Origin of the sequence: Diaphorobacter sp. JS3050 (assembly GCF_013154915.1) — a bacterium.
GTDB lineage: Bacteria > Pseudomonadota > Gammaproteobacteria > Burkholderiales > Burkholderiaceae_C > Diaphorobacter > Diaphorobacter nitroreducens.
The window spans coordinates 957243-976495 of the sequence record NZ_CP053553.1 but is presented as its reverse complement, the minus strand read 5'-3'; the positions used below and the strand labels follow the sequence as shown (position 1 = coordinate 976495).

The window sequence follows — 19253 nt, the reverse complement described above, 5'->3', positions numbered from 1 at the left end:
TCGCTTGTGGATCGAGCCGCGCTGTCGCCGCTAATCGGTGAACTGGAGCGCTTCCCCCGATTGCAAAGTGGCGTTGTGGCTGAGCGCTGCAAAGAACTCACCGGCACCCTTGGTATCCATCCACGACGTCCCGTCATGGCGGAAGTGATATCCGCCGGATTGCGCCGCCATCCATATCTCGTGCAGCGGCTTTTGAAGGTTGATCACGATCTGGCTGCGGTTGCGGAAAGTGATGGTCACCATGCCCCCCGTACGCTGGCCATCCAGATCGGCGTCAGTAGTGTCGTTGATACGGTCGCAGCTTTGTTCCACCGCCAGCAGCAGCTTTTCTGCACGGTCCATGAATTCGAGGTCGGTCATTACAATTTGCGTATGTTCAGAGCTCGTCAAATTCTAGTCAGGACGATTGTCCTTGCTGTGAGCACGGCAGCCTTCGCGGCCTGTGGCCAACGGGGTCCGCTTTACCTGCCCACGGACCCGGCTGCCGCGCAGCGCGCCACACTCCCTGAAACCCTCAACCCCGCCGCCTCGCGGGCTCCCGCCTCGTCGCCAGTCGATTCCGCTTCCACCACCCGTCCATGACCCATCCCGTTCTGCCCGGCCACCCCCACTTGCACTACCACGACCAAGCGCTTCAGTTGGAGGGCCTTCGCCTTGCCGACCTGGCCCGGGAGTTCGGCACGCCCCTCTACGTCTATTCCCAGGCAGCCATGCTGGACGCCCTGGATGCCTACCAGCGCGGGTTCGCTGGGCGCAAGGTGCAGATCTGCTATGCCATGAAAGCGAACTCGTCGCTCGCTGTCCTGCAGCTTTTCGCACGCCATGGCTGCGGCTTCGACATCGTTTCTGCCGGCGAACTGCAACGCGTGATTGCGGCCGGCGGCGACCCGGCGAAGGTGATCTTTTCCGGCGTAGGCAAGACGCGCGCAGAAATGCGCCAGGCGCTGGAGGTCGGCATTGGCTGCTTCAACGTGGAAAGCGAGGCAGAACTCGACGTGCTGAGCGAAGTGGCCCAATCCATGGGATTGCGCGCACCGATCAGCATTCGTGTCAATCCCAACGTGGACGCCAAGACCCACCCCTACATTTCCACGGGCCTCAAGGGCAACAAGTTCGGTATCGCCCATGAACGCACGGTCGCCACCTACCAGCGCGCAGCCGCCCTGCCCGGCTTGCGCGTGGTGGGCATCGATTGCCACATCGGCTCCCAGATCACGGAAGAGAGCCCGTATCTGGACGCCATGGATCGCATGCTGGACCTCGTGCAAGCCATCGAGGCCGCAGGCATCGCGATCCACCACATCGATTTTGGCGGTGGTCTGGGCATCGATTACAACGGCGACACGCCACCCCAGGCCGACGCGCTGTGGGCCAAGCTGTTGGCCAAGCTGGACGCGCGCGGCTACGGTGACCGCCAATTGATGATCGAGCCCGGTCGCTCCTTGGTGGGCAACGCCGGTGTTTGCCTGACGGAGGTGCTCTACCTCAAGCCCGGCGAGCAAAAGAACTTCTGCGTCGTCGATGCGGCCATGAACGATCTGCCGCGGCCGGCGATGTACCAGGCCTACCACGCCATCGTGCCCCTGCAGGCAACAGCCCCCACGGCCGTGTCGCACGTGTATGACGTCGTCGGACCGATCTGCGAAAGCGGGGACTGGATCGGCCGTGACCGCAACCTGGCGGTGGCAGCGGGCGATATGCTGGCGGTGCTGTCCGCCGGGGCGTACTGCAGTTCCATGGGGAGCACCTACAACACCCGTCCCCGCCCCGCCGAGGTGCTGGTGGACGGAGCGCAAGCCCACCTCATCCGCACGCGCGAAAGCGTGAACGACATCTTCCGCAGCGAAAAGCTGGTACCGCAGGGCAAACCTTGATAACCATCAAGGAATAACCATTTCGCTCTGAGTACTATTGCACTTTCATTGCGGAGTCACGTGCATGCCTCAGGAACCTCTTGAACTCTACCGGGACAAGAACCACACTTGTCTGATGTTCTCGGACCTTGTCGAGGAGGATGGGCAGGCGGTTCAGGCCAACCAGTTCCTGATCGTGGACGACGACACGGGCGCCATCATCGACCCGGGCGGCAATCTGGCGTTCAACGAGTTGTTCATGGGCATGTCCAAGCACTTTCCGCCCCACAAGCTGTCCTACCTGATTGCGTCGCACGCCGACCCCGACATCATCGCCTCGCTGGACCGCTGGTTAAGCAGCACCAAGGCGACGCTGGTCATCTCACGCATCTGGGAGCGCTTCGCGCCGCACTTCACCAAGCTCGGCAAAACCGAGAACCGCATCATCGGGGTGCCCGACAGCGGCGGCCGCCTGCCGCTGGGCCGGCACGAGCTGGTGCTGCTGCCGGCGCATTTCATGCATTCCGAAGGCAACTTCCACTTCTACGACCCGGTCAGCCGCATCCTGTTCACGGGCGACCTGGGCGTCTCCATGACCTCGGGCGCCGACGCACGCGTGCCGGTGACCCATCTGGCACCGCACATTCCACGCATGGAAGGCTTTCACCGCCGCTACATGGTCTCCAACAAGATCCTGCGCCTGTGGACGCGCATGGCGCGGCAACTCGACATCGCCATGGTGGTTCCGCAGCACGGCGCGCCCATCATGGGTAAGCCGGCCATCGACGACTTCTTCCAATGGCTCGACAGCCTGATGTGCGGCATCGACCTGTTTGACGACCGCGCCTACCAGATCCCCACGGGTCACATCGATCCCGTCACCCGCCAGGTGCGCCCTGCGCTGCAGGCCGTGCGCGCCTGAAGGTTTGATAGAAAATCGGCTCTAGCGCTTACCCAGAAAGCGCTAGCAGCTATATAAATAATAGCAATCAGACCGCACGGCGGCGCCGGCGCAACCAAGGCCGAGCGAGCAGCAACGCCGCCAGGATGGCGGCATAGACCGCCACCTCGACAAAGTCGTTCTTGCCCGACCGCATCCAGAAAAAGTGCAGGATCGCCAGCCCCGCGGCCAGGTACACGCCGCGGTGCAGTTGCTGCCAGCGCCGCCCGCCCATCCAGCGCATGGCCCGGTTGAACGACGTGGCCGCCAGCGCCAGGAGCACCGCAAAGCAGCCCATGCCCACCAGGATGAAGGGGCGCTTGAGCACGTCACGAAGGATTTCCGGCACATCCAGCCCCATGTCGAACCAGCCGTAGCACAGCAAGTGGAGTGCCGCGTAGGCGAAGGTGTACAGACCCAGCATGCGCCGAAAGCGTGCCAGCGGCGGCTGGGCCAGCGCCAGCCTCAGGGGTGTGACTGCCAGGGTGAGGCACAGCATGCGCAGCGTCCAGTCGCCCGTGGAGCGGATCAGGGCTTCGGCAGGGTTGGCGCCCAGGCGATCCGCGGCCGCCCCATACACCAGCCAGGCCAGTGGTAGCAGGCACAGCACAAACAGCACCGGCTTGGCTGCCGGGTGCAACAACACGCGCGCGCCCCAGCCGCGACCCGCCAGCGCGGGAGTACTGCCCGAAAGGCGTGCATGCGCCATCAGTAGAACTTGCGCAGATCCATGCCCGCGTAGAGCTGCCCCACCTGGGCCTCGTAGCCATTGAACAGCAGGGTCTTGCGCTTCTTGGCGAACAGTCCACCCTCGCCGATACGCCGTTCGGTGGCCTGGCTCCAGCGCGGGTGGTCCACATCCGGATTCACGTTGGAATAGAAGCCGTACTCCTGCCGTGCAGCCTTGTTCCACGCGGTACCAGGCTCCTTCTCGACGAAGCGGATCTTGACGATGCTCTTGGCGCTCTTGAAGCCGTACTTCCACGGCACGACGATGCGCACCGGTGCGCCATTCTGATTGGGCAGCACCTCGCCATACATGCCGAAGGCGAGCAGCGTGAGCGGATGCATGGCCTCGTCCAAGCGCAGGCCTTCGGTGTAAGGCCAGTCCAGCACACGCGAGCCCACGTAAGGCATGGTGGCTTTGTCCGCCAGCGTGACGAACTCGACGTACTTCGCACTGCCCTGCGGCTCCACCCGCTTGATCAACTCTGCCAACGAGTACCCCACCCAGGGGATCACCATGGACCAGCCCTCGACGCAGCGCAGGCGGTAGATGCGCTCCTCCTGCGCGCTGAGCTTGAGCAGCTCGTCGATATCGAAGCGCCGTGGCTTGTTGACCAAGCCTTCCACTTCTACGGTCCAGGGGTGGGTTTTCAGGGTATGGGCATTGCGCGCGGGGTCGCTCTTGTCCGTGCCGAATTCGTAGAAATTGTTGTACGTGGTGGCATCTTGGTACTCGGTGACCTTCTCCATGGTCACCGCGCCCGGCACGGCGGACGGCGCACCCGGCAGGGGTGCAAGCCGCCCCGGGCGGCGGACTTGGTCAGCGAGGGCGACACGCCCTGCCCAGCCGGCCATCGCCGCGCCACCAGCACCCGCTGCCAGCAGGCGGAGCATGGCGCGTCGCTGCTCATAGACGGCGCGCGGCGTGATCTCGCCGGCGCAAGGGTGGATGTAACCGTTGTCTCGGGTAGGAATCAACATGGGGGTCCTTCTGGCAGCCGCATCTGCCACAGTCTGCATGAGACACAGACTGCCCGCAGGGCCCGCAGGTTCCCCCCTTGGACGCCGAGGGTTACAAGGTTCCGTAGCTGTGCAGCCCGCTCAGGAACATGTTCACGCCCAGAAAGGCGAAGGTGGTCACCGCCAGGCCCACCAGCGCCCACCACGCCGACATGGTGCCGCGCAAACCCTTCATCAGCCGCATGTGCAGCCATGCCGCGTAGTTGAGCCACACGATCAGCGCCCAGGTTTCCTTGGGGTCCCAGCTCCAGTAACCGCCCCAGGCCTCCGCGGCCCACAGCGCTCCCAGGACCGTGGCGATGGTAAAGAACGCAAAGCCCACGGCGATGGACTTGTACATCACATCGTCCAGGATCTCGAAGGACGGCAACCGCTCGGCAATGCGCCGGCGCGCCAGCAAGATGCCCGCCACGATCAGCGCAGAAACGCCGAAATACACCATCCAGTAGCCACCGCCGTTGTCGGCCGCGCCCTGGCGAAAGACGATGGGCTCAAAGCACAGCACCACGCCCAACAGCCACAGCGGTGCCAGTTTCCACCAGCGCGTTTCGCTCGCCTGCTGTTTGATCAGGTAAGCAAAGGCCACCATGGCTGACAGCGCGAAGGTGCCGTAGCCGATGAAGTTGGCCGGCACATGCAGCTTCATCCACCAGCTCTTGAGCGCGGGCACCAGCGGCTGGATCTCATGCGCCTCGCGCACGACCGTGTACCACAGCAGAAAGCCCACGGCGGCGCTCACCACCAGCATCACGAAGCCGCCGAGCGCGCAGGTTTCGTACTGCTCCTCATAGTACAGGTAGAACACGGCCGTCATCCAGCAGAACATGACGAACACCTCGTAGAGGTTGCTCACCGGGATGTGGCCGATATCCGGGCCGATCAGGTAGCTTTCGTACCAGCGCACCATGGTGCCGATCAATGCCAGCGCCACGGCCACCCACGCAATGCGCGAGCCGATGCGCATCATCGTCTGCCCTTGACCGCGCGAGAGCATGCCCACCCAATAGAACGCGGTGCTCATGAAGAACAGCATGCTCATCCACAGGATGGCCGACTGGCTCGACAGAAAGTACTTGAGTCCGAAGACCGTGTCCGCGCGCGCCAGGTCGCCCGCGCCATTGTTCTGGTACAGCCCGATGGCCAGCAGCGAGCACGCGGCCACCATCAGCATCAGTGTGCTCAGCGGGCGCCAGAACCAGCCCAGCCAGATCACGCTGGGAATGGAGCCCAGCAAAATGGCCTTCTCATACACATCCATGTACGCCGCATAGCGCTGCAGCGCGAACACGCCCCCCGCGACCACCAACAACGCAAACAGCCAGTCCCACCAGCTGCGGCGTGCGAAATACCCTTCGCTCAACGTGAGCGTGGTCGTGGCTGTATTCATGAGGCACCTCCGTGCGGGGATGTTCCGATCAATTGGGTGGTGAGCTGCGCGAATTCACGATCCGCATCCAGCGTCTTGCGGTTGGTGGACAGCGCCATCGTCGCGCGAGCGCCAGTCTCATGGGGTGCCAGCCATACCCATACGCGGCGTTCACGCACGTAGAGCATGGCAAACACTCCGATGATCAGCAGCGCGCAGCCCAGGTACACCACGTTCTTGCCCGGCGCGCGCGCCACCTGGAACACGCTGGCCTGCACCTGCTTGAAGTCACGCAGCTCGAACGCCAGGGGCACCGGATAGGCCTGTGCATCGCTCAGGCTCAACACCGCCTGCGTCATGAACGCCTGCGTTGCGCCATTCTGTGGCAAGGGGGCAAGGCCTGCACGTTCGCGGGTGATCTGCGCCAGTTCGAACAAGGCGCCGTTGAGGATGCGCACCAACACCTCGCTGGCGCGGTTGCGCTCGTCTTCGGGCACATTGGCCTCCATGAAGTCCGATATCGCCTGCAGCCCGCCGCGCGGCCGGCCGCCCGCCGCAGCAGGCTCGTCGATCGCACCGGCGAACAGCGCGAGCGCGCGCCCCGCCGACTGCGCGAGTTGCTCGGCCAGCTCGGGGCGCGCCCCATCCACGGCCGCTGCCGCGTAGCGACGCACCGCCAGTTCGCGCATCTGCGGATCGGCCAGTGCCAGGCGCATGCGCAAGAAGCCGTCCATGCCACCCTCGGCATCCACCGGCACGCGCAGATAGCGGAAGGGCTCCGCGGGGGTCTCACGCACACCCAGCAAATACATGGGCTGACCGTCGCCCGTGTCCACGGGCAGCATGAAATTGTGGAACTCCCGCGCCTGGCCCGCTGCATCGCGCAGCTTGTAGGTGATGCTGGGGCCTACGTTGCGCAGTTCGCGCTTGCTCACGGTCTTGTTGCCGGCACCCAGGCGCGATTCGATCGATTCGCGCAGATCCACCTTGCGCACGTCAGCGCCCGAACCGCTGGCGCCGGTATCGCCGAAGTTCTCCACATTGAGCACCCGCAGCCCCGTGAACTCCAGCGTCATGCCTTCGCCCGAGCCCGAGTGCGTGAGGCGCGTGGAGCCGCCGATCACGCCTTGCACATCGAAGGGCTCCGCGCCCGGCGCCATGGGACGCGCACGCAGGTGCACTTCGGAGCCGCCATCGTCAAAGCTGGATTGGTAGATTTCGATGCCCCGGTAGCTCACGGGATGGTTGACCTCCACGCGCGCCGGCGTGGCCTCGCCCGTGGCGCGGTCGTGGATCACGATCTCGCTGGCGAACAGCTTGGGCATACCGGTGGAGTAATGCTCCACGATGAACTTCTTGAGCTCGACGGCAAACGGCAGTTCCTGCAGCAGTACGCCGTCGGACTGGCTCAGGATGGCGGTGCCGGACTGCGTGCCCTCGGCCACCACAAGATTGCCGCGGAACGTGGGATTGCGCTCGGACAGCCGGTGTTCGGGCTTGACCTCGGAGATCAGGCCAGAGCCGGCATAGGGCGTCTTGCCACCAAACCACATCTGTGCCCGCACGACGAGATCGCCGTCCAGCAGGCCGCCCAGGCACACCAGCACGATGGCGCTGTGCGCGGCGATATAGCCCAGCTTGTTGGCGGCACCGGCCTTGGCGGCCACCATCCAGCCGTCACCTGCCGGGGTCTGGCGCTGCTGCAGGCGTACCTTCCAGCCTTTGGCAACCAGTTGCTGGCCCACGCGGCGCGCGGCCGCCTCGGGCGTTTCGGCCGCCAGCTCCGCACTGGCCTTGTGGTGGAACGCCTGCAGGCTCTTCTCGCGGATGTCTTCCTTGTAGGTACGCAGATCCGCCAGATACTTGGGCGCATGCCGGGCAATGCACAGCGAAGTGCTGACCACCAGAAAGCCCAGGATCACGAGGAACCACCAGGCGCTGTAGACCGCGTTCAGCTTGAGCGCCAGGAACACCTCCGCCCAGAATGGGCCGAACTGGTTCACATAGTTGACGGCCGGCTCGTGCTGCTTGAGCACCGTGCCGATCACCGAGGCAATGCAGATCACGGTCAGCAACGCGATCGCGAAGCGCATGGACGCCAGCAGCTCGGTCATCGACCGCATGGCGTGCGTCCGGGGGGCGCTGCTAGGACCGAAAGTGGTGTCAGACATGAAAGACGCGAAGGCCGGGAGGAATCCACCTACGCCAGTCAACCCTGCGTGCGTAGGCCCATGAGAAAAGGCGGGCCATCCGTTCAGATGAGCCCGCCCGTCTTGGGTGCGATTATCGGCGGTAGGTTCCAAAGGCGCATCGGAGCACCCCTGGAAATTTGACGTGAATCAACGCAAACCGGCAATGTAGTCAGCCACGGCCTTGATCTCGCGGTCGTTGAGCTTGGCGGCCACGTCGCGCATCTGCACGTTGTTGCCACGCTTGCCGTCGCGGAAGTCCACCAGCTGCTTGACCGTGTAGTCGGCATGCTGGCCCGACAGGCGCGGGTACTGGGCAGGAATGCCGGAACCGTTGGGGCTGTGGCAGCCGGCGCAGGCGGCAATGTTGCGGTCCTGGATGCCGCCGCGGTAGATGCGTTCGCCCATGGCGACCAGATCCTTGTCCTTGGCAAAGCCTTCCTTGGCTTGCTTGGAGGCCAGCCACCACGACACGTTGCGCATGTCGTCCTCGGAGAGGATGGCGGCCATGCCTTGCATGATCGGGTCAGCGCGCTTGCCGGCCTTGAACTCCTGCAGCTGCTTGACCAGGTACTCCGGGTGCTGCTGCGCCAGCTTGGGGTTGGCTGCGATGGTGGAATTGCCGTCGGCGGCGTGGCAGGCGGCGCACACGGCGGCGTAGCTGGCCTCGCCCTTCACGAGATCAGGCTTCGCTGCCTTTTGCGGCGCCGGGGTTTCGCCTGCGGCAAGGGCCGAGGCAGCGGGGACTGCCAGTGCGGCAGCCATCAGCAGGGAGGCGAGCAACTTCATATCGGGGGATCTTGTGTTATGAGCGCAAAACCCCGCGATTCTACAATGCCCCCTGTTTCGCCCTATCCCTTGGAAAACCCATATATGCCGACCACATCACATGCGCCAGTTGCTGGCTCCCTCCCGCCAGCGCCGGACGCCAAGGTCGCCATGGGGTGGATGCACACCGCGCGCTTCCTGACGACGGCCGCGCAGTTGCACCATTTGCCCGCCATCGAGGTGCCCGAGATCGCCTTCGTGGGCCGCTCCAACGCAGGCAAATCCACCTGCATCAACACCCTCACCCAGCAGCGCCAACTGGCGTTTGCATCCAAGAAGCCCGGGCGCACCCAGCACATCAACCTGTTCGCGCTGGGCAAGCAGGGCGCGACGGACGCGGTGCTGGCCGACCTGCCGGGCTACGGCTACGCGGCCGTGTCGCGCTCGGACAAGCTGCGCTGGCAGCAAGTGATGCTGAGCTACCTGGTGAGCCGCGAAAGTCTCACCGCCATCGTGCTGCTGTGCGACCCGCGCCTGGGCCTGACCGAGCTGGACGAGGCGCTGCTGAACGCCGTGCGGCCGCGCGTGGAGGCAGGGCTCAAGTTCCTGGTGCTGCTCACCAAGGCCGACAAGCTCACGCGCGCCGAGCAGGCCAAGGCACTGTCCATCACGCGACTGCAGGCCGGCGGCGGTGAGGTCAGGATGTTCTCCGCGCTCAAGAAGCAGGGCGTGGACGAAGTGGCGCAACTGCTGTGGCAGTGGGCCCACCCCGTCCAAAAAGAGGATGCGGCCGTGGAAGCCCTGCCGCCATCTGAAGACCAAAACTGACGCCAGCGCCCGTCCATCAAGCGCTGGCAGCTATGAAAGGCGTAGCGTATGGCGGAGACGATCACCCACACACTGCCGCACGGCATCACGCTGCACTGCCGCGTGGCCGGCATGCCGGGGCGCCCGGTGCTGCTGTTCCTGCACGGCTTTCCCGAGGGCGCGTTCATCTGGGACGCGCTGCTGGGCCATTTCGCCGATCCGGCACACGGCGGCTACCGCTGCGTGGCGCCCTGGCTGCGCGGCTATGCACCCTCCAGCGCGCCGGCTGCAGTAGAGGCCTACCGCCCCAAACATCTGGTGCAGGACATCGCCGCGCTGATCGCCCAGGAAGCCGGTGCCGGCACGCCGCTGGCCGCGCTGGTGGCACACGACTGGGGCGGCGCCGTGGCCTGGAACCTGGCCAACCAGCATCCCGGACTGCTCAAGCGCCTGATGGTCATCAACGCGCCTCACCCTGGCGCCTTCCTGCGCGAGTTGCAGGGCAGTGCCGCGCAGCAGGAGGCCAGTGCGTACATGCACTTCCTGTGCCGCCCCGATGCCGAGTCGCTGCTGGCCGAGAACGATTTCGCGCGCCTGTTCGGCTTCTTTCGCCGCGCCGATGGCAGCGCGCCCGGCTGGCTCACCCCTGCACTGCGCGCGCACTACCGCGCGCAGTGGGCGGCGGGGCTTGCCGGGCCTTGCAACTACTACCGTGCCAGTCCGCTGCGGCCGCCGCTGCCCTCGTCTTCCCAGGACGACGGGACGCCGGACATCCGCTCCCTCACGCTGCCCGCCGACATGCTGGAGGTGCCCGTACCCACGCAAGTGCTGTGGGGCATGGACGACCCCGCGTTGCTGCCCGGTCTGCTGCAGGGGCTCCAAGCCTGGGTGCCACGCCTGCAGGTGCAGCAAGTGCCAGGCGCCACGCACTGGGTGGTGCACGAGCAGCCGGGGCTGGTGCGCGACACCCTGGCGGATCTTCTTCGCCAGTCACTATGATTTTCGTAGCTGCTAGCGCTTACCAGATAAGCGCTAGAGCCATTTTTACTGGTACACCGAATCCTGCCCCTCCGGGCGGGTCTTGAAGCGCTTGTGCACCCAGTAGTACTGCGCGGGCATGGTGCGGATGGCGGCTTCCAGCTCGCGGTTCATGCGCGCCGTGTCGGCCACATGGTCCTCGGTGGGAAAGTGGTCCCAGGCGGGGGTCAGCTCGGCCACGTAGCCCTCGGGCGTCATGCGGCTGTACAGCGCCACCACCTTGGCGCGCCCCAGGCGCGCAAAGCGCGACAGTGACGGGATGGTGGCCGCGTCCGGCATGGCGAAGAAGGGCACGAACACCGAGTCGTTCCTGCCGTAGTCCATGTCGGGCAGCAGGTACAGCAGCCCGCCCTTGCGCAGGCACGAGATGATGGGTTTCACGCCGTCGGCGCGGTTGAGCATGCGCACGTTGCCAAAGCGCTGGCGGCCCGCCATGAACCATGCGTCCAGCACCGGGTCGGGGTTGGTGGCGAAAATCGAGGTGAACTCGCGCCGCGTGTTCAGCGGCAAGGCGAGGCCGCCCGCGTCCATGCTGTAGAAGTGCGGCGCGAAGACGATGGTCGGCGTGTCGCCTTCCAGCTCGTGCAGCGCGCCCACCAGCTTCACGCGACTGCGCACCAGCGCCTCGGAGCCCGACCACAACCAGCCGCGGTCCAGGAAGGTCTGGCAGAACACCACGAAGGACTCGCGCGCCCACGCGCGGCGCTGCGACTCGGGCACCTCCGGGAAGCACAAGGCCAGGTTGCGCAGCGCCACCCTGCGCCGCGGCACGGCCAGCACGAACAGCACCCGGCCGATGAACCGCCCCAGCGCACGCAGCGCCGGCAGCGGCAGACGACCCAGCAGATTCAGCAGCGCGATGCCCGCGCGCGCCATCATGCGCGGCCCTCCGGCGGCGCATCGGCCCCGGCAGAGGTATGCATCTCCGCGCGGGGCTGCTTGTAGCGGGCGTAGCCCCACAGGTATTGGTCGGGGCTTTGGCGGATGAGGTATTCCATGGCTTGGTTGAGCTGCAGCACGGCCGCGTCGAGTGTAGGCGCCAGCGGCTGGGGCAAATCCTCCAGGTGCAGCACATAGCCGCGCCCGCGTGGCAAGCGCTCGCACCGCGCCAGGATCACCGCCGCACCGGTCTGCTGCACCAGGCGTGCAGCCAGCGTCATGGTGTAGGCCGGGCGGCCGAAGAACGGCGACCACACCCCCAGCCCCTGCGGCGGCACCTGGTCAGGCAGCAGGCCCACCGCCTCGCCGCGCCGCAGCGCCTTGATCATCTGGCGCACGCCCTGCAACGTGGTGGGCACGGCCTGGATGCCGGGGCGGTTGCGCGCGGTCTGCATCACCTCGGCCAGCCAGCGCTGGCGCGCGGGCCGGTACAGGATGGTGATGGGGCCGTGCTCCGGCGACCAGCGCCGCGCCGCCGCCTGCACCGACAACTCGAAACAGCCAATGTGCGGCGTGAGGAACACGATGCCGCGGCCTTGGCCCCAGGCCCGTTGCACGCATTCGGCCCCGCGTATCTCGCAGGCCGGCGGCTCGGGCCACAGCCACAGACGCGGCGCCTCGGCCACCATGCGCCCCGCGTGCGCTATGGCCGCACGCACGTCACGCAAGGCATAACCCGCGCGCGCGGCGTTGTCGATGAAGCGGCGGCGGTAGGTGGGCGATGCGCAAAACGCCACCCAGCCAAGCGCCGCGCCAATGACATGCAGCAACCACAAGGGCAGCGCGGAAACGAGCCGAAAGAGGGATGACATTACAATGACGGCCGTCGCCGAGTTAAATGAGCAACTTGCAGGGCGACGTTAAACACAACTGCTAAAGCGTTCGCCGAGGCTCCATGAGGCTCTGGGCAACGCCCAAATGCTGACAACACGGAGTTTATTCAAATGGCGAACGATTTCCTCTTCACGTCCGAATCGGTCTCTGAAGGCCACCCCGACAAGGTGGCGGACCAGATCTCCGACGCCATCCTGGACGCAATCTTCACGCAAGACCCCCGCAGCCGCGTGGCAGCCGAGACGCTGACCAACACCGGCCTGGTGGTACTGGCCGGCGAGATCACCACCAACGCACACGTGGACTACATCCAGGTGGCGCGCGACACCATCCAGCGCATCGGCTACGACAACACCGAGTACGGCATCGACTACAAGGGCTGCGCAGTGCTCGTGGCCTACGACAAGCAGTCCAACGACATCGCCCAGGGCGTGGACCACGCCAGCGACGACCACCTGAACACCGGCGCGGGCGACCAGGGCTTGATGTTCGGCTACGCCTGCGACGAGACGCCCGAGCTGATGCCCGCGCCCATCTACTACGCGCACCGCCTGGTCGAGCGCCAGGCCCAGTTGCGCAAGGACGGCCGCCTGCCCTTCCTGCGCCCGGACGCCAAGAGCCAGGTGACCATGCGCTACGTGGACGGCAAGCCCCACAGCATCGACACCGTGGTGCTCTCCACCCAGCACAGCCCGGACCAGAGCGAGACCGCCACCAAGATGAAGGCCAGCTTCACCGAGGCCATCATCGAGGAGATCATCAAGCCGGTGCTGCCCAAGGAATGGCTGCAGGACACCAAGTACCTCATCAACCCCACGGGCCGCTTCGTCATCGGCGGGCCGCAGGGCGACTGCGGCCTGACGGGCCGCAAGATCATCGTGGACACCTACGGCGGCGCCTGCCCGCACGGCGGCGGTGCGTTCAGCGGCAAGGATCCAACGAAGGTGGACCGCAGCGCCGCCTACGCTGCGCGCTACGTGGCCAAGAACATCGTGGCCGCCGGCCTGGCGCGCCAGTGCCAGATCCAGGTGGCTTATGCCATCGGCGTGGCGCGCCCGATGAACATCACCGTGTACACCGAGGGCACCGGCGTGATCCCCGACGACCAGATCGCCCAACTGGTGCAGGAGCACTTCGACCTGCGCCCCAAGGGCATCATCCAGATGCTGGACCTGCTGCGCCCCATCTACGCGAAGACCGCCGCCTACGGCCACTTTGGCCGCGAGGAACCCGAGTTCACCTGGGAGAGGACGGACAAGGCTGCCGCGCTGCGTGCAGCGGCCGGGCTGTAAGGCACGGCGACCCCCACCAGCGGGTGCGGCAGCCTTGCGGCACAAAGCCCAGGCGCTGCGCGCAGCGGCGGGGCTATGAACCCCGCGTCTGCGTCCAGGCAGTCCCTGAGCTTGGGGGCGGAATTCATATCCCGCCGCGTTACGAACGCAGACCAGTACGCCGCGTGGCACCAAGCGGCCGGCTTGTAACCCTGTGCAGGCGCGCATGTCAACGCCGCGCGCGCTGCTGGCCGCTGGAGGCGCGCCGGCCACGGTGGCGCAGGAACTGGGCTTTGAGGACCAGCGCCACTTCCACAACGCGTTGCGCGAAGGCGTGGCTACTGCGCCGGGAGATTCTCGGCGCTAAGGGCGGCGGCCTGCTGCAGGGCCGCAGCGATGCCCTGCTGGGCAAGGCCGCGCATGTATGCCCTTGCAGACGCCATTTTTTCCAATACACCCCCGGCCCCCGCGTCCAGGCTGCCTGAGAATGCGCTGTTCACGCCCACCTGTTCCTGCTGCTGGCGGGCACGCCGCCTGTGCTGCAGCGGCTGTACAGCGCCTGGACGGTTGCCATCATCCTGGGATGGGTTCTGCGGATGGCCGCCACAGAACGCACGGGCGCCGTGCTGCTACCGATCGCCGGCGGCGTGGTGCTGCATGTGCTGCGATAACCGGCAGCACTGTCAACACCCTCCTACACGCTGCGGTTTCGCCAGATGACGGAGCGCCTGCGCCAGCGCCTCTACTCTGATGCCCAGCCGCCGCACCCGCCGGCGGCCCATCCCAAGGAGGCCTATCCCATGCTCAAGTACGCGATCATCTTCGCCATCATTTCGCTCATTGCCGGCGCGCTCGGGTTCACCGGCGTGGCCGCTGGCTCGGCCGCCATCGCCAAGGTGCTGTTCGTGGTGTTCCTGGTATTGGCCGTGCTGTTCGTGGTGCTCGCGCTGCTGGGTATCGGGGCCGCGCGCAAAGCCATCAAATAGCGGTGCCGCCCGGATGCGGCCCCGCAGTTGCCTACACTGCAGGCCCTGCACGCTCGCATCCGCCCCATGACCCGCACCGTCCACCTGCTCGCCATCGATCCCCAGAACGACTTCTGCGATCTGCCCGCCGCGTGGCACTCGCGCGATCCCCATAGCGGCGCGGTAACCGCCCCGGCGCTGCCCGTTCCCGGCGCGCATGCGGACATGCAGCGCCTGGCAGCGTTCATCCGCGCGCAGGGAGCAGGTATCGACCACATCACTGTCACCCTCGACTCGCACCAGCGGTACGACGTGGCGCACCCTGCCTACTGGCAGCGCAGCGACGGGGGCGCGGTGGCGCCCTTCACCGCCATCACCGCTGCGCAGGTCCGCGCGGGTGCGTTTGCGCCGCGTGACCCTGCCGCGCTGGCGCGCACACTGGACTACCTGGACACGTTGGAAACCCAGGGCCGTTACACCCTCATGGTCTGGCCCGTGCATTGCGAAATCGGCAGCTGGGGCCATGGCGTGCATACCGACGTGCTGGCCGCGTGCAGCGACTGGCAGGCGCATCGCGTGCGCGCCGTGCAGTCCGTCTTCAAGGGCATGAGCCCCTGGACCGAGCACTACAGCGCTGTGCAGGCCGAAGTACCCGACGCGGCCGACCCGCACACCGCCCTGAACACCCAGCTGCTGGACCAATTGGCCAGCGCAGACCTGCTGCTCATCGCAGGCGAGGCCAGCAGCCACTGCGTGCGCGCCACCACCGAGCACATCATCCAGCACCTGGCCCGCCTGCACCCCGGGTGGAGCCCGCGGCGCCTGGTGCTGCTCACCGATTGCATGAGCCCCGTGGCCGGCTTCGAGGCGCAGCATGAGGCCTTCCTGGAGGCGATGCACGCCCAGGGTGCACGGCTGGCGACTTCAAGCGAAATTTGCCTCTAGCGCTTATCCATCAAGCGCGAGCAGCTCACTTTTTTGAGAACACACGAATCGTCGCATGTACGACACCGCCATCCTCATCGGCCGCTTCGAGCCCGTCCACACCGGCCATCTCGCCCTGCTGCGCGAAGCGCTGGTGCAGGCGCGGCAGGTCATCGTCATCGTCGGCTCGGCCTTCCAGGCGCGCACACCCAAGAACCCGTTCACCTGGCACGAACGCGAAGCCATGCTGCGCGGTGCTCTGCCCGAGGGCGACCGCACGCGCCTCACCGTGCTGCCGGTGCGCGACTACTACAACGAGGCGGTGTGGGTGGAAGCCGTGCGCAACGCGGTGGCGCGCCACAGCCCGCCGCAGGCGCGCGTGGGGCTGGTCGGCCATTTCAAGGACGCCACGAGCAGCTACCTCAGCGCCTTTCCGGGCTGGGAATTGATACGCATGGAGCGCCAGGGCCGCATCGACGCGACCGCCATCCGCGACGCCTACTTCGGCGCCACACCCGCCACCGTGGCCCATGCGCTGCAGCCGCTGGCGCCCATGCTGCCGCCCGCCACGCAAGCGCTGTTGGAGCAATTCGCCCACACGCCGCACTTCGCCACACTGCAGCAGGAATGGCAGATGCTGCGCGGTTACCGCGCCGCCTGGGCAACGGCGCCCTACCCGCCCGTGTTCGTGACCGTGGACGCGGTACTGCGCTGCCAGGATCACGTGCTGCTCATCCGCCGCGCCCACGCACCAGGGCGTGGCCTGCTGGCGGTGCCCGGCGGCTTCATCGAACAACGCGAGACGCTGTGGCAGTCCTGCCTGCGTGAACTGGCAGAGGAAACGAATTGCGCCCTGCCCGAGGCCACGCTGCGCGCGGCGCTGCGCAGCGTGACGGTGTTCGACCATCCCGACCGCAGCCAACGCGGCCGCACCATCACCCACGCGCACTACTTCGACCTGCAGGACGCTCCGCTGCCCCCGGTGCAGGCGGCTGACGACGCGGCGCATGCCGAGTGGGTGGCCATCGACCGGCTCGCGGGCATGGAAGAAGCGTTCTTTGAAGACCACTTTCACATGCTGGACCACTTCTTGCGCCTCACAGTCCACTGAGGCGGACGGGGAAGTGCGGCTGCCCTCCGCACTCCCGCACCTTGATCGCAGGCCCTGTCGACACTGCGGCCTTGAAACTGTCACGAATGCCTCTATCATTAGCACTCGAAACAGATGAGTGCTAACAACACCGCTGTGTCAGTTCCCTGCGCCCGCGTTGAGGGCGCGTTGTTTGATGTCGCAATCCTTTTTATTATCAGGAGAGATGCAATGAATCTTCGCCCCCTGCACGATCGCGTGATCGTCAAACGTATCGAAAGCGAAACCACGACCGCCTCGGGCATCGTGATCCCCGACAACGCTGCGGAAAAGCCCGATCAAGGCGAAGTGCTGGCCGTTGGCCCTGGCAAGAAGAACGACAAGGGCGAGCTGATCGCCCTGAACGTGAAGGTCGGCGACCGCGTGCTGTTCGGCAAATACAGCGGCCAGACCGTGAAGGTCAATGGCGACGAGCTGCTGGTGATGAAGGAAGACGACCTGTTCGCGGTCGTCGAGAAGTAATCCCTTCTGGTCAACTCATTTTTCATAGCTGCCTGCGCTTGATAGATCAGCGTTGGCAGCCCATTTGATTCAAATTTGTAGGAGCCAAAAATGGCAGCAAAAGACGTAGTGTTCGGCGGCGAAGCCCGCGCTCGCATGGTTGAAGGCGTGAACATCCTGGCCAACGCGGTCAAGGTGACCCTGGGCCCCAAGGGCCGCAACGTGGTGCTGGAGCGCTCGTTCGGCGCCCCCACGGTGACCAAGGACGGCGTGTCCGTGGCCAAGGAAATCGAACTGAAAGACAAGCTGCAGAACATGGGCGCGCAGCTCGTGAAGGAAGTGGCTTCCAAGACCAACGACATCGCCGGTGACGGCACGACCACCGCCACCGTGCTGGCCCAGGCCATCGTGCGCGAAGGCTCCAAGTACGTGGCCGCCGGCCTGAACCCGATGGATTTGAAGCGCGGCATCGACAAGGCTGTCGTGGCTCTGGTCGAGCAGCTGAAGAAGCAGTCCAAGGCCACGACGACCTCCAAGGAAATCGCCCAGGTGGGTTCGATCTCCGCCAACTCCGACGAGTCCGTGGGCAAGATCATTGCCGACGCCATGGACAAGGTGGGCAAGGAAGGCGTGATCACCGTGGAAGACGGCAAGAGCCTGGAAAACGAGCTGGAAGTCGTGGAAGGCATGCAGTTCGACCGCGGCTACCTGTCGCCCTACTTCATCAACAACCCCGAGAAGCAGTCCGCGATCCTGGACAACCCCTTCGTGCTGCTGTTCGACAAGAAGATCAGCAACATCCGTGACCTGCTGCCCACGCTGGAGCAAGTGGCCAAGGCTGGCCGTCCTCTGCTGATCATTGCTGAAGATGTCGAAGGCGAAGCCCTGGCAACTTTGGTGGTGAACACCATCCGCGGCATCCTGAAGGTCGTGGCCGTGAAGGCGCCCGGCTTCGGCGACCGCCGCAAGGCCATGCTGGAAGACATCGCCATCCTGACGGGCGGCAAGGTGATCGCCGAGGAAGTGGGCCTGACGCTGGAGAAGGTGACGCTGGCCGACCTGGGCCAGGCCAAGCGCATCGAAGTGGGCAAGGAAAACACCACCATCATCGACGGTGCTGGTGCCGCTGCCGACATCGAAGCCCGCGTGAAGCAGATCCGCATCCAGATCGAGGAAGCCACCAGCGACTACGACCGTGAGAAGCTGCAAGAGCGCGTGGCCAAGCTGGCCGGCGGCGTGGCCGTGATCAAGGTGGGCGCTGCCACCGAAGTCGAGATGAAGGAAAAGAAGGCCCGCGTGGAAGACGCCCTGCACGCCACCCGCGCTGCCGTGGAAGAAGGCATCGTGGCCGGCGGCGGCGTGGCACTGCTGCGCGCCAAGCAGGCCGTGGGCAACCTGTCCACCGGCAACCCTGAGCAGGACGCCGGCATCAAGCTGGTGCTGAAGGCTGTCGAAGCCCCCCTGCGCGAGATCGTGGCCAACGCCGGTGGCGAACCGTCGGTGGTCGTGAACGAAGTGCTGAACGGCAAGGGCAACTACGGCTTCAACGCAGCCAACGACACCTACGGCGACATGCTGGAAATGGGCATCCTCGACCCCACCAAGGTGACCCGCACGGCCCTGCAGAACGCCGCTTCCGTGGCCTCGCTGCTGCTGACGACCGAAGCCATGGTGGCCGAGGCGCCGAAGGACGAGTCCGCAGCCCCCGCCATGCCCGGCGGCATGGGCGGCATGGGTGACATGGGCATGTAATTGCCAGGACCCTGCCTGCGCCCTGAAGGCGCAGGCAGCACCCAACCCGCAAGCAGTGCTTGCGGGTTTTTTTTCGCCTGCGTGTGTGGCGGGTGACCTTCCGCGGCGCACCGCGCGCGGATCTGGCCTGCCGTCCCCCAATACCCCTACGCAAAAGCAAGCTTTGCGCTCCTCGCATAATTGTATTTATATGTAAATATTAGTAATTCATTGCTAGCGGTTCACTCTGGCCGTACCGCCATCGCACGGCCCTTCGCAGGAGCCTCCGCC

Annotated in this window: 21 protein-coding genes; 13 read left to right on the top strand and 8 right to left on the bottom strand. The window is 65.7% G+C overall.

What is annotated here, in order from left to right:
- Window positions 1-30: 30 nt before the first annotated feature.
- Window positions 31-360: an iron donor protein CyaY gene (gene cyaY / locus HND92_RS04820; protein WP_172206246.1), complete on the bottom strand. Its 330-nt coding sequence runs from the start codon at window positions 358-360 to the stop codon at window positions 31-33.
- Window positions 361-372: 12 nt separating this feature from the next.
- Here cyaY and HND92_RS04815 point away from each other — a divergent pair, with 12 nt between their 5' ends.
- The 3 genes from HND92_RS04815 (at window position 373) to HND92_RS04805 (ending at window position 2775) form a co-directional block, all read left to right on the top strand.
- Window positions 373-582, top strand: coding sequence for a lipoprotein (locus HND92_RS04815; protein WP_084002063.1), 210 nt, complete (start codon window positions 373-375; stop codon window positions 580-582).
- Window positions 579-1874 (top strand): diaminopimelate decarboxylase, encoded by a 1296-nt coding sequence (lysA, locus tag HND92_RS04810; RefSeq protein WP_172206244.1) that lies wholly within the window; start codon window positions 579-581, stop codon window positions 1872-1874. The genes HND92_RS04815 and lysA overlap by 4 nt, the downstream gene beginning before the upstream one ends.
- Window positions 1875-1938: 64 nt before the next feature.
- Entirely contained in the window at window positions 1939-2775 is an 837-nt protein-coding gene (locus HND92_RS04805; RefSeq protein WP_172206242.1) for an MBL fold metallo-hydrolase, read from the top strand.
- A gap of 67 nt (window positions 2776-2842) precedes the next feature.
- On the opposite strand, the gene HND92_RS04800 is transcribed toward HND92_RS04805, so the two are convergent.
- From HND92_RS04800 to HND92_RS04780, 5 genes are all read right to left on the bottom strand, one after another.
- The gene (locus HND92_RS04800; RefSeq protein WP_172206241.1) at window positions 2843-3502 is read right to left on the bottom strand and encodes a sulfite oxidase heme-binding subunit YedZ; all 660 of its coding nucleotides are present in this window, start codon (window positions 3500-3502) and stop codon (window positions 2843-2845) included.
- Window positions 3502-4500 carry a protein-methionine-sulfoxide reductase catalytic subunit MsrP gene (gene msrP, locus HND92_RS04795; protein ID WP_172206239.1) on the bottom strand — a complete coding sequence of 333 codons (999 nt, stop codon included), beginning with the start codon at window positions 4498-4500 and terminating at the stop codon, window positions 3502-3504. Before msrP ends, HND92_RS04800 begins: the two co-directional genes overlap by 1 nt.
- 91 nt (window positions 4501-4591) lie before the next feature.
- Window positions 4592-5926 (bottom strand): c-type cytochrome biogenesis protein CcsB, encoded by a 1335-nt coding sequence (gene ccsB / locus HND92_RS04790; protein WP_047350981.1) that lies wholly within the window; start codon window positions 5924-5926, stop codon window positions 4592-4594.
- Window positions 5923-8076, bottom strand: a complete 2154-nt coding sequence (locus HND92_RS04785) for a cytochrome c biogenesis protein ResB (protein ID WP_172206237.1) — start codon at window positions 8074-8076, stop codon at window positions 5923-5925. The genes ccsB and HND92_RS04785 overlap by 4 nt, the downstream gene beginning before the upstream one ends.
- 168 nt (window positions 8077-8244) lie before the next feature.
- A complete protein-coding gene (locus HND92_RS04780; protein ID WP_011804161.1) occupies window positions 8245-8883 on the bottom strand; it encodes a c-type cytochrome in 639 nt (212 codons plus the stop codon).
- 84 nt (window positions 8884-8967) lie between these two features.
- Here HND92_RS04780 and yihA point away from each other — a divergent pair, with 84 nt between their 5' ends.
- Window positions 8968-9690, top strand: coding sequence for a ribosome biogenesis GTP-binding protein YihA/YsxC (gene yihA / locus HND92_RS04775; RefSeq protein ID WP_047350979.1), 723 nt, complete (start codon window positions 8968-8970; stop codon window positions 9688-9690).
- A 48-nt stretch (window positions 9691-9738) separates the two neighbouring features.
- Window positions 9739-10668 carry an alpha/beta fold hydrolase gene (locus HND92_RS04770; RefSeq protein WP_172206235.1) on the top strand — a complete coding sequence of 310 codons (930 nt, stop codon included), beginning with the start codon at window positions 9739-9741 and terminating at the stop codon, window positions 10666-10668.
- Window positions 10669-10713: 45 nt separating this feature from the next.
- Here the strand turns inward: HND92_RS04770 and HND92_RS04765 are convergent, their stop codons facing one another.
- The gene (locus HND92_RS04765) at window positions 10714-11586 is read right to left on the bottom strand and encodes a lysophospholipid acyltransferase family protein (protein ID WP_011804158.1); all 873 of its coding nucleotides are present in this window, start codon (window positions 11584-11586) and stop codon (window positions 10714-10716) included.
- The gene (locus HND92_RS04760; protein WP_172206233.1) at window positions 11583-12458 is read right to left on the bottom strand and encodes a lysophospholipid acyltransferase family protein; all 876 of its coding nucleotides are present in this window, start codon (window positions 12456-12458) and stop codon (window positions 11583-11585) included. Before HND92_RS04760 ends, HND92_RS04765 begins: the two co-directional genes overlap by 4 nt.
- 132 nt (window positions 12459-12590) lie before the next feature.
- On the opposite strand from HND92_RS04760, the gene metK reads away from it, so the two are divergent.
- From metK to groL, 8 genes are all read left to right on the top strand, one after another.
- Window positions 12591-13772, top strand: coding sequence for a methionine adenosyltransferase (gene metK / locus HND92_RS04755; protein WP_011804156.1), 1182 nt, complete (start codon window positions 12591-12593; stop codon window positions 13770-13772).
- A 205-nt stretch (window positions 13773-13977) separates the two neighbouring features.
- Window positions 13978-14118 carry a hypothetical protein gene (locus tag HND92_RS04750; RefSeq protein WP_172206231.1) on the top strand — a complete coding sequence of 47 codons (141 nt, stop codon included), beginning with the start codon at window positions 13978-13980 and terminating at the stop codon, window positions 14116-14118.
- A gap of 169 nt (window positions 14119-14287) precedes the next feature.
- Entirely contained in the window at window positions 14288-14422 is a 135-nt protein-coding gene (locus HND92_RS19485; protein WP_256376596.1) for a hypothetical protein, read from the top strand.
- 129 nt (window positions 14423-14551) lie between these two features.
- A complete protein-coding gene (locus tag HND92_RS04745) occupies window positions 14552-14737 on the top strand; it encodes a DUF1328 domain-containing protein (protein ID WP_011804154.1) in 186 nt (61 codons plus the stop codon).
- A gap of 66 nt (window positions 14738-14803) precedes the next feature.
- Window positions 14804-15661 carry a cysteine hydrolase gene (locus HND92_RS04740; RefSeq protein ID WP_172206229.1) on the top strand — a complete coding sequence of 286 codons (858 nt, stop codon included), beginning with the start codon at window positions 14804-14806 and terminating at the stop codon, window positions 15659-15661.
- A gap of 55 nt (window positions 15662-15716) precedes the next feature.
- Complete coding sequence (locus tag HND92_RS04735) at window positions 15717-16751, top strand: bifunctional nicotinamide-nucleotide adenylyltransferase/Nudix hydroxylase (RefSeq protein ID WP_012655679.1); 1035 nt, start codon at window positions 15717-15719, stop codon at window positions 16749-16751.
- Window positions 16752-16961: 210 nt separating this feature from the next.
- Window positions 16962-17252 (top strand): co-chaperone GroES, encoded by a 291-nt coding sequence (locus HND92_RS04730; RefSeq protein ID WP_011804151.1) that lies wholly within the window; start codon window positions 16962-16964, stop codon window positions 17250-17252.
- 90 nt (window positions 17253-17342) lie between these two features.
- Complete coding sequence (gene groL / locus HND92_RS04725) at window positions 17343-18983, top strand: chaperonin GroEL (RefSeq protein WP_172206227.1); 1641 nt, start codon at window positions 17343-17345, stop codon at window positions 18981-18983.
- Window positions 18984-19253 lie beyond the last annotated feature (270 nt).

Excerpts from the sequence above, each read along its gene's own strand:
- HND92_RS04765 (WP_011804158.1), bottom strand. The coding sequence starts at position 11,586 with ATGATGGCGCGCGCGGGCATCGCGCTGCTGAATCTGCTGGGTCGTCTG.
- HND92_RS04740 (WP_172206229.1), top strand. The coding sequence starts at position 14,804 with ATGACCCGCACCGTCCACCTGCTCGCCATCGATCCCCAGAACGACTTC.
- HND92_RS04745 (WP_011804154.1), top strand. The coding sequence starts at position 14,552 with ATGCTCAAGTACGCGATCATCTTCGCCATCATTTCGCTCATTGCCGGC.
- HND92_RS04785 (WP_172206237.1), bottom strand. The coding sequence starts at position 8,076 with ATGTCTGACACCACTTTCGGTCCTAGCAGCGCCCCCCGGACGCACGCC.
- HND92_RS04735 (WP_012655679.1), top strand. The coding sequence starts at position 15,717 with ATGTACGACACCGCCATCCTCATCGGCCGCTTCGAGCCCGTCCACACC.
- HND92_RS04730 (WP_011804151.1), top strand. The coding sequence starts at position 16,962 with ATGAATCTTCGCCCCCTGCACGATCGCGTGATCGTCAAACGTATCGAA.
- cyaY (WP_172206246.1), bottom strand. The coding sequence starts at position 360 with ATGACCGACCTCGAATTCATGGACCGTGCAGAAAAGCTGCTGCTGGCG.
- groL (WP_172206227.1), top strand. The coding sequence starts at position 17,343 with ATGGCAGCAAAAGACGTAGTGTTCGGCGGCGAAGCCCGCGCTCGCATG.
- ccsB (WP_047350981.1), bottom strand. The coding sequence starts at position 5,926 with ATGAATACAGCCACGACCACGCTCACGTTGAGCGAAGGGTATTTCGCA.
- yihA (WP_047350979.1), top strand. The coding sequence starts at position 8,968 with ATGCCGACCACATCACATGCGCCAGTTGCTGGCTCCCTCCCGCCAGCG.
- HND92_RS04770 (WP_172206235.1), top strand. The coding sequence starts at position 9,739 with ATGGCGGAGACGATCACCCACACACTGCCGCACGGCATCACGCTGCAC.
- lysA (WP_172206244.1), top strand. The coding sequence starts at position 579 with ATGACCCATCCCGTTCTGCCCGGCCACCCCCACTTGCACTACCACGAC.
- HND92_RS04805 (WP_172206242.1), top strand. The coding sequence starts at position 1,939 with ATGCCTCAGGAACCTCTTGAACTCTACCGGGACAAGAACCACACTTGT.
- metK (WP_011804156.1), top strand. The coding sequence starts at position 12,591 with ATGGCGAACGATTTCCTCTTCACGTCCGAATCGGTCTCTGAAGGCCAC.
- HND92_RS04750 (WP_172206231.1), top strand. The coding sequence starts at position 13,978 with ATGTCAACGCCGCGCGCGCTGCTGGCCGCTGGAGGCGCGCCGGCCACG.
- HND92_RS04800 (WP_172206241.1), bottom strand. The coding sequence starts at position 3,502 with ATGGCGCATGCACGCCTTTCGGGCAGTACTCCCGCGCTGGCGGGTCGC.
- msrP (WP_172206239.1), bottom strand. The coding sequence starts at position 4,500 with ATGTTGATTCCTACCCGAGACAACGGTTACATCCACCCTTGCGCCGGC.
- HND92_RS04760 (WP_172206233.1), bottom strand. The coding sequence starts at position 12,458 with ATGTCATCCCTCTTTCGGCTCGTTTCCGCGCTGCCCTTGTGGTTGCTG.
- HND92_RS04780 (WP_011804161.1), bottom strand. The coding sequence starts at position 8,883 with ATGAAGTTGCTCGCCTCCCTGCTGATGGCTGCCGCACTGGCAGTCCCC.
- HND92_RS04815 (WP_084002063.1), top strand. The coding sequence starts at position 373 with ATGTTCAGAGCTCGTCAAATTCTAGTCAGGACGATTGTCCTTGCTGTG.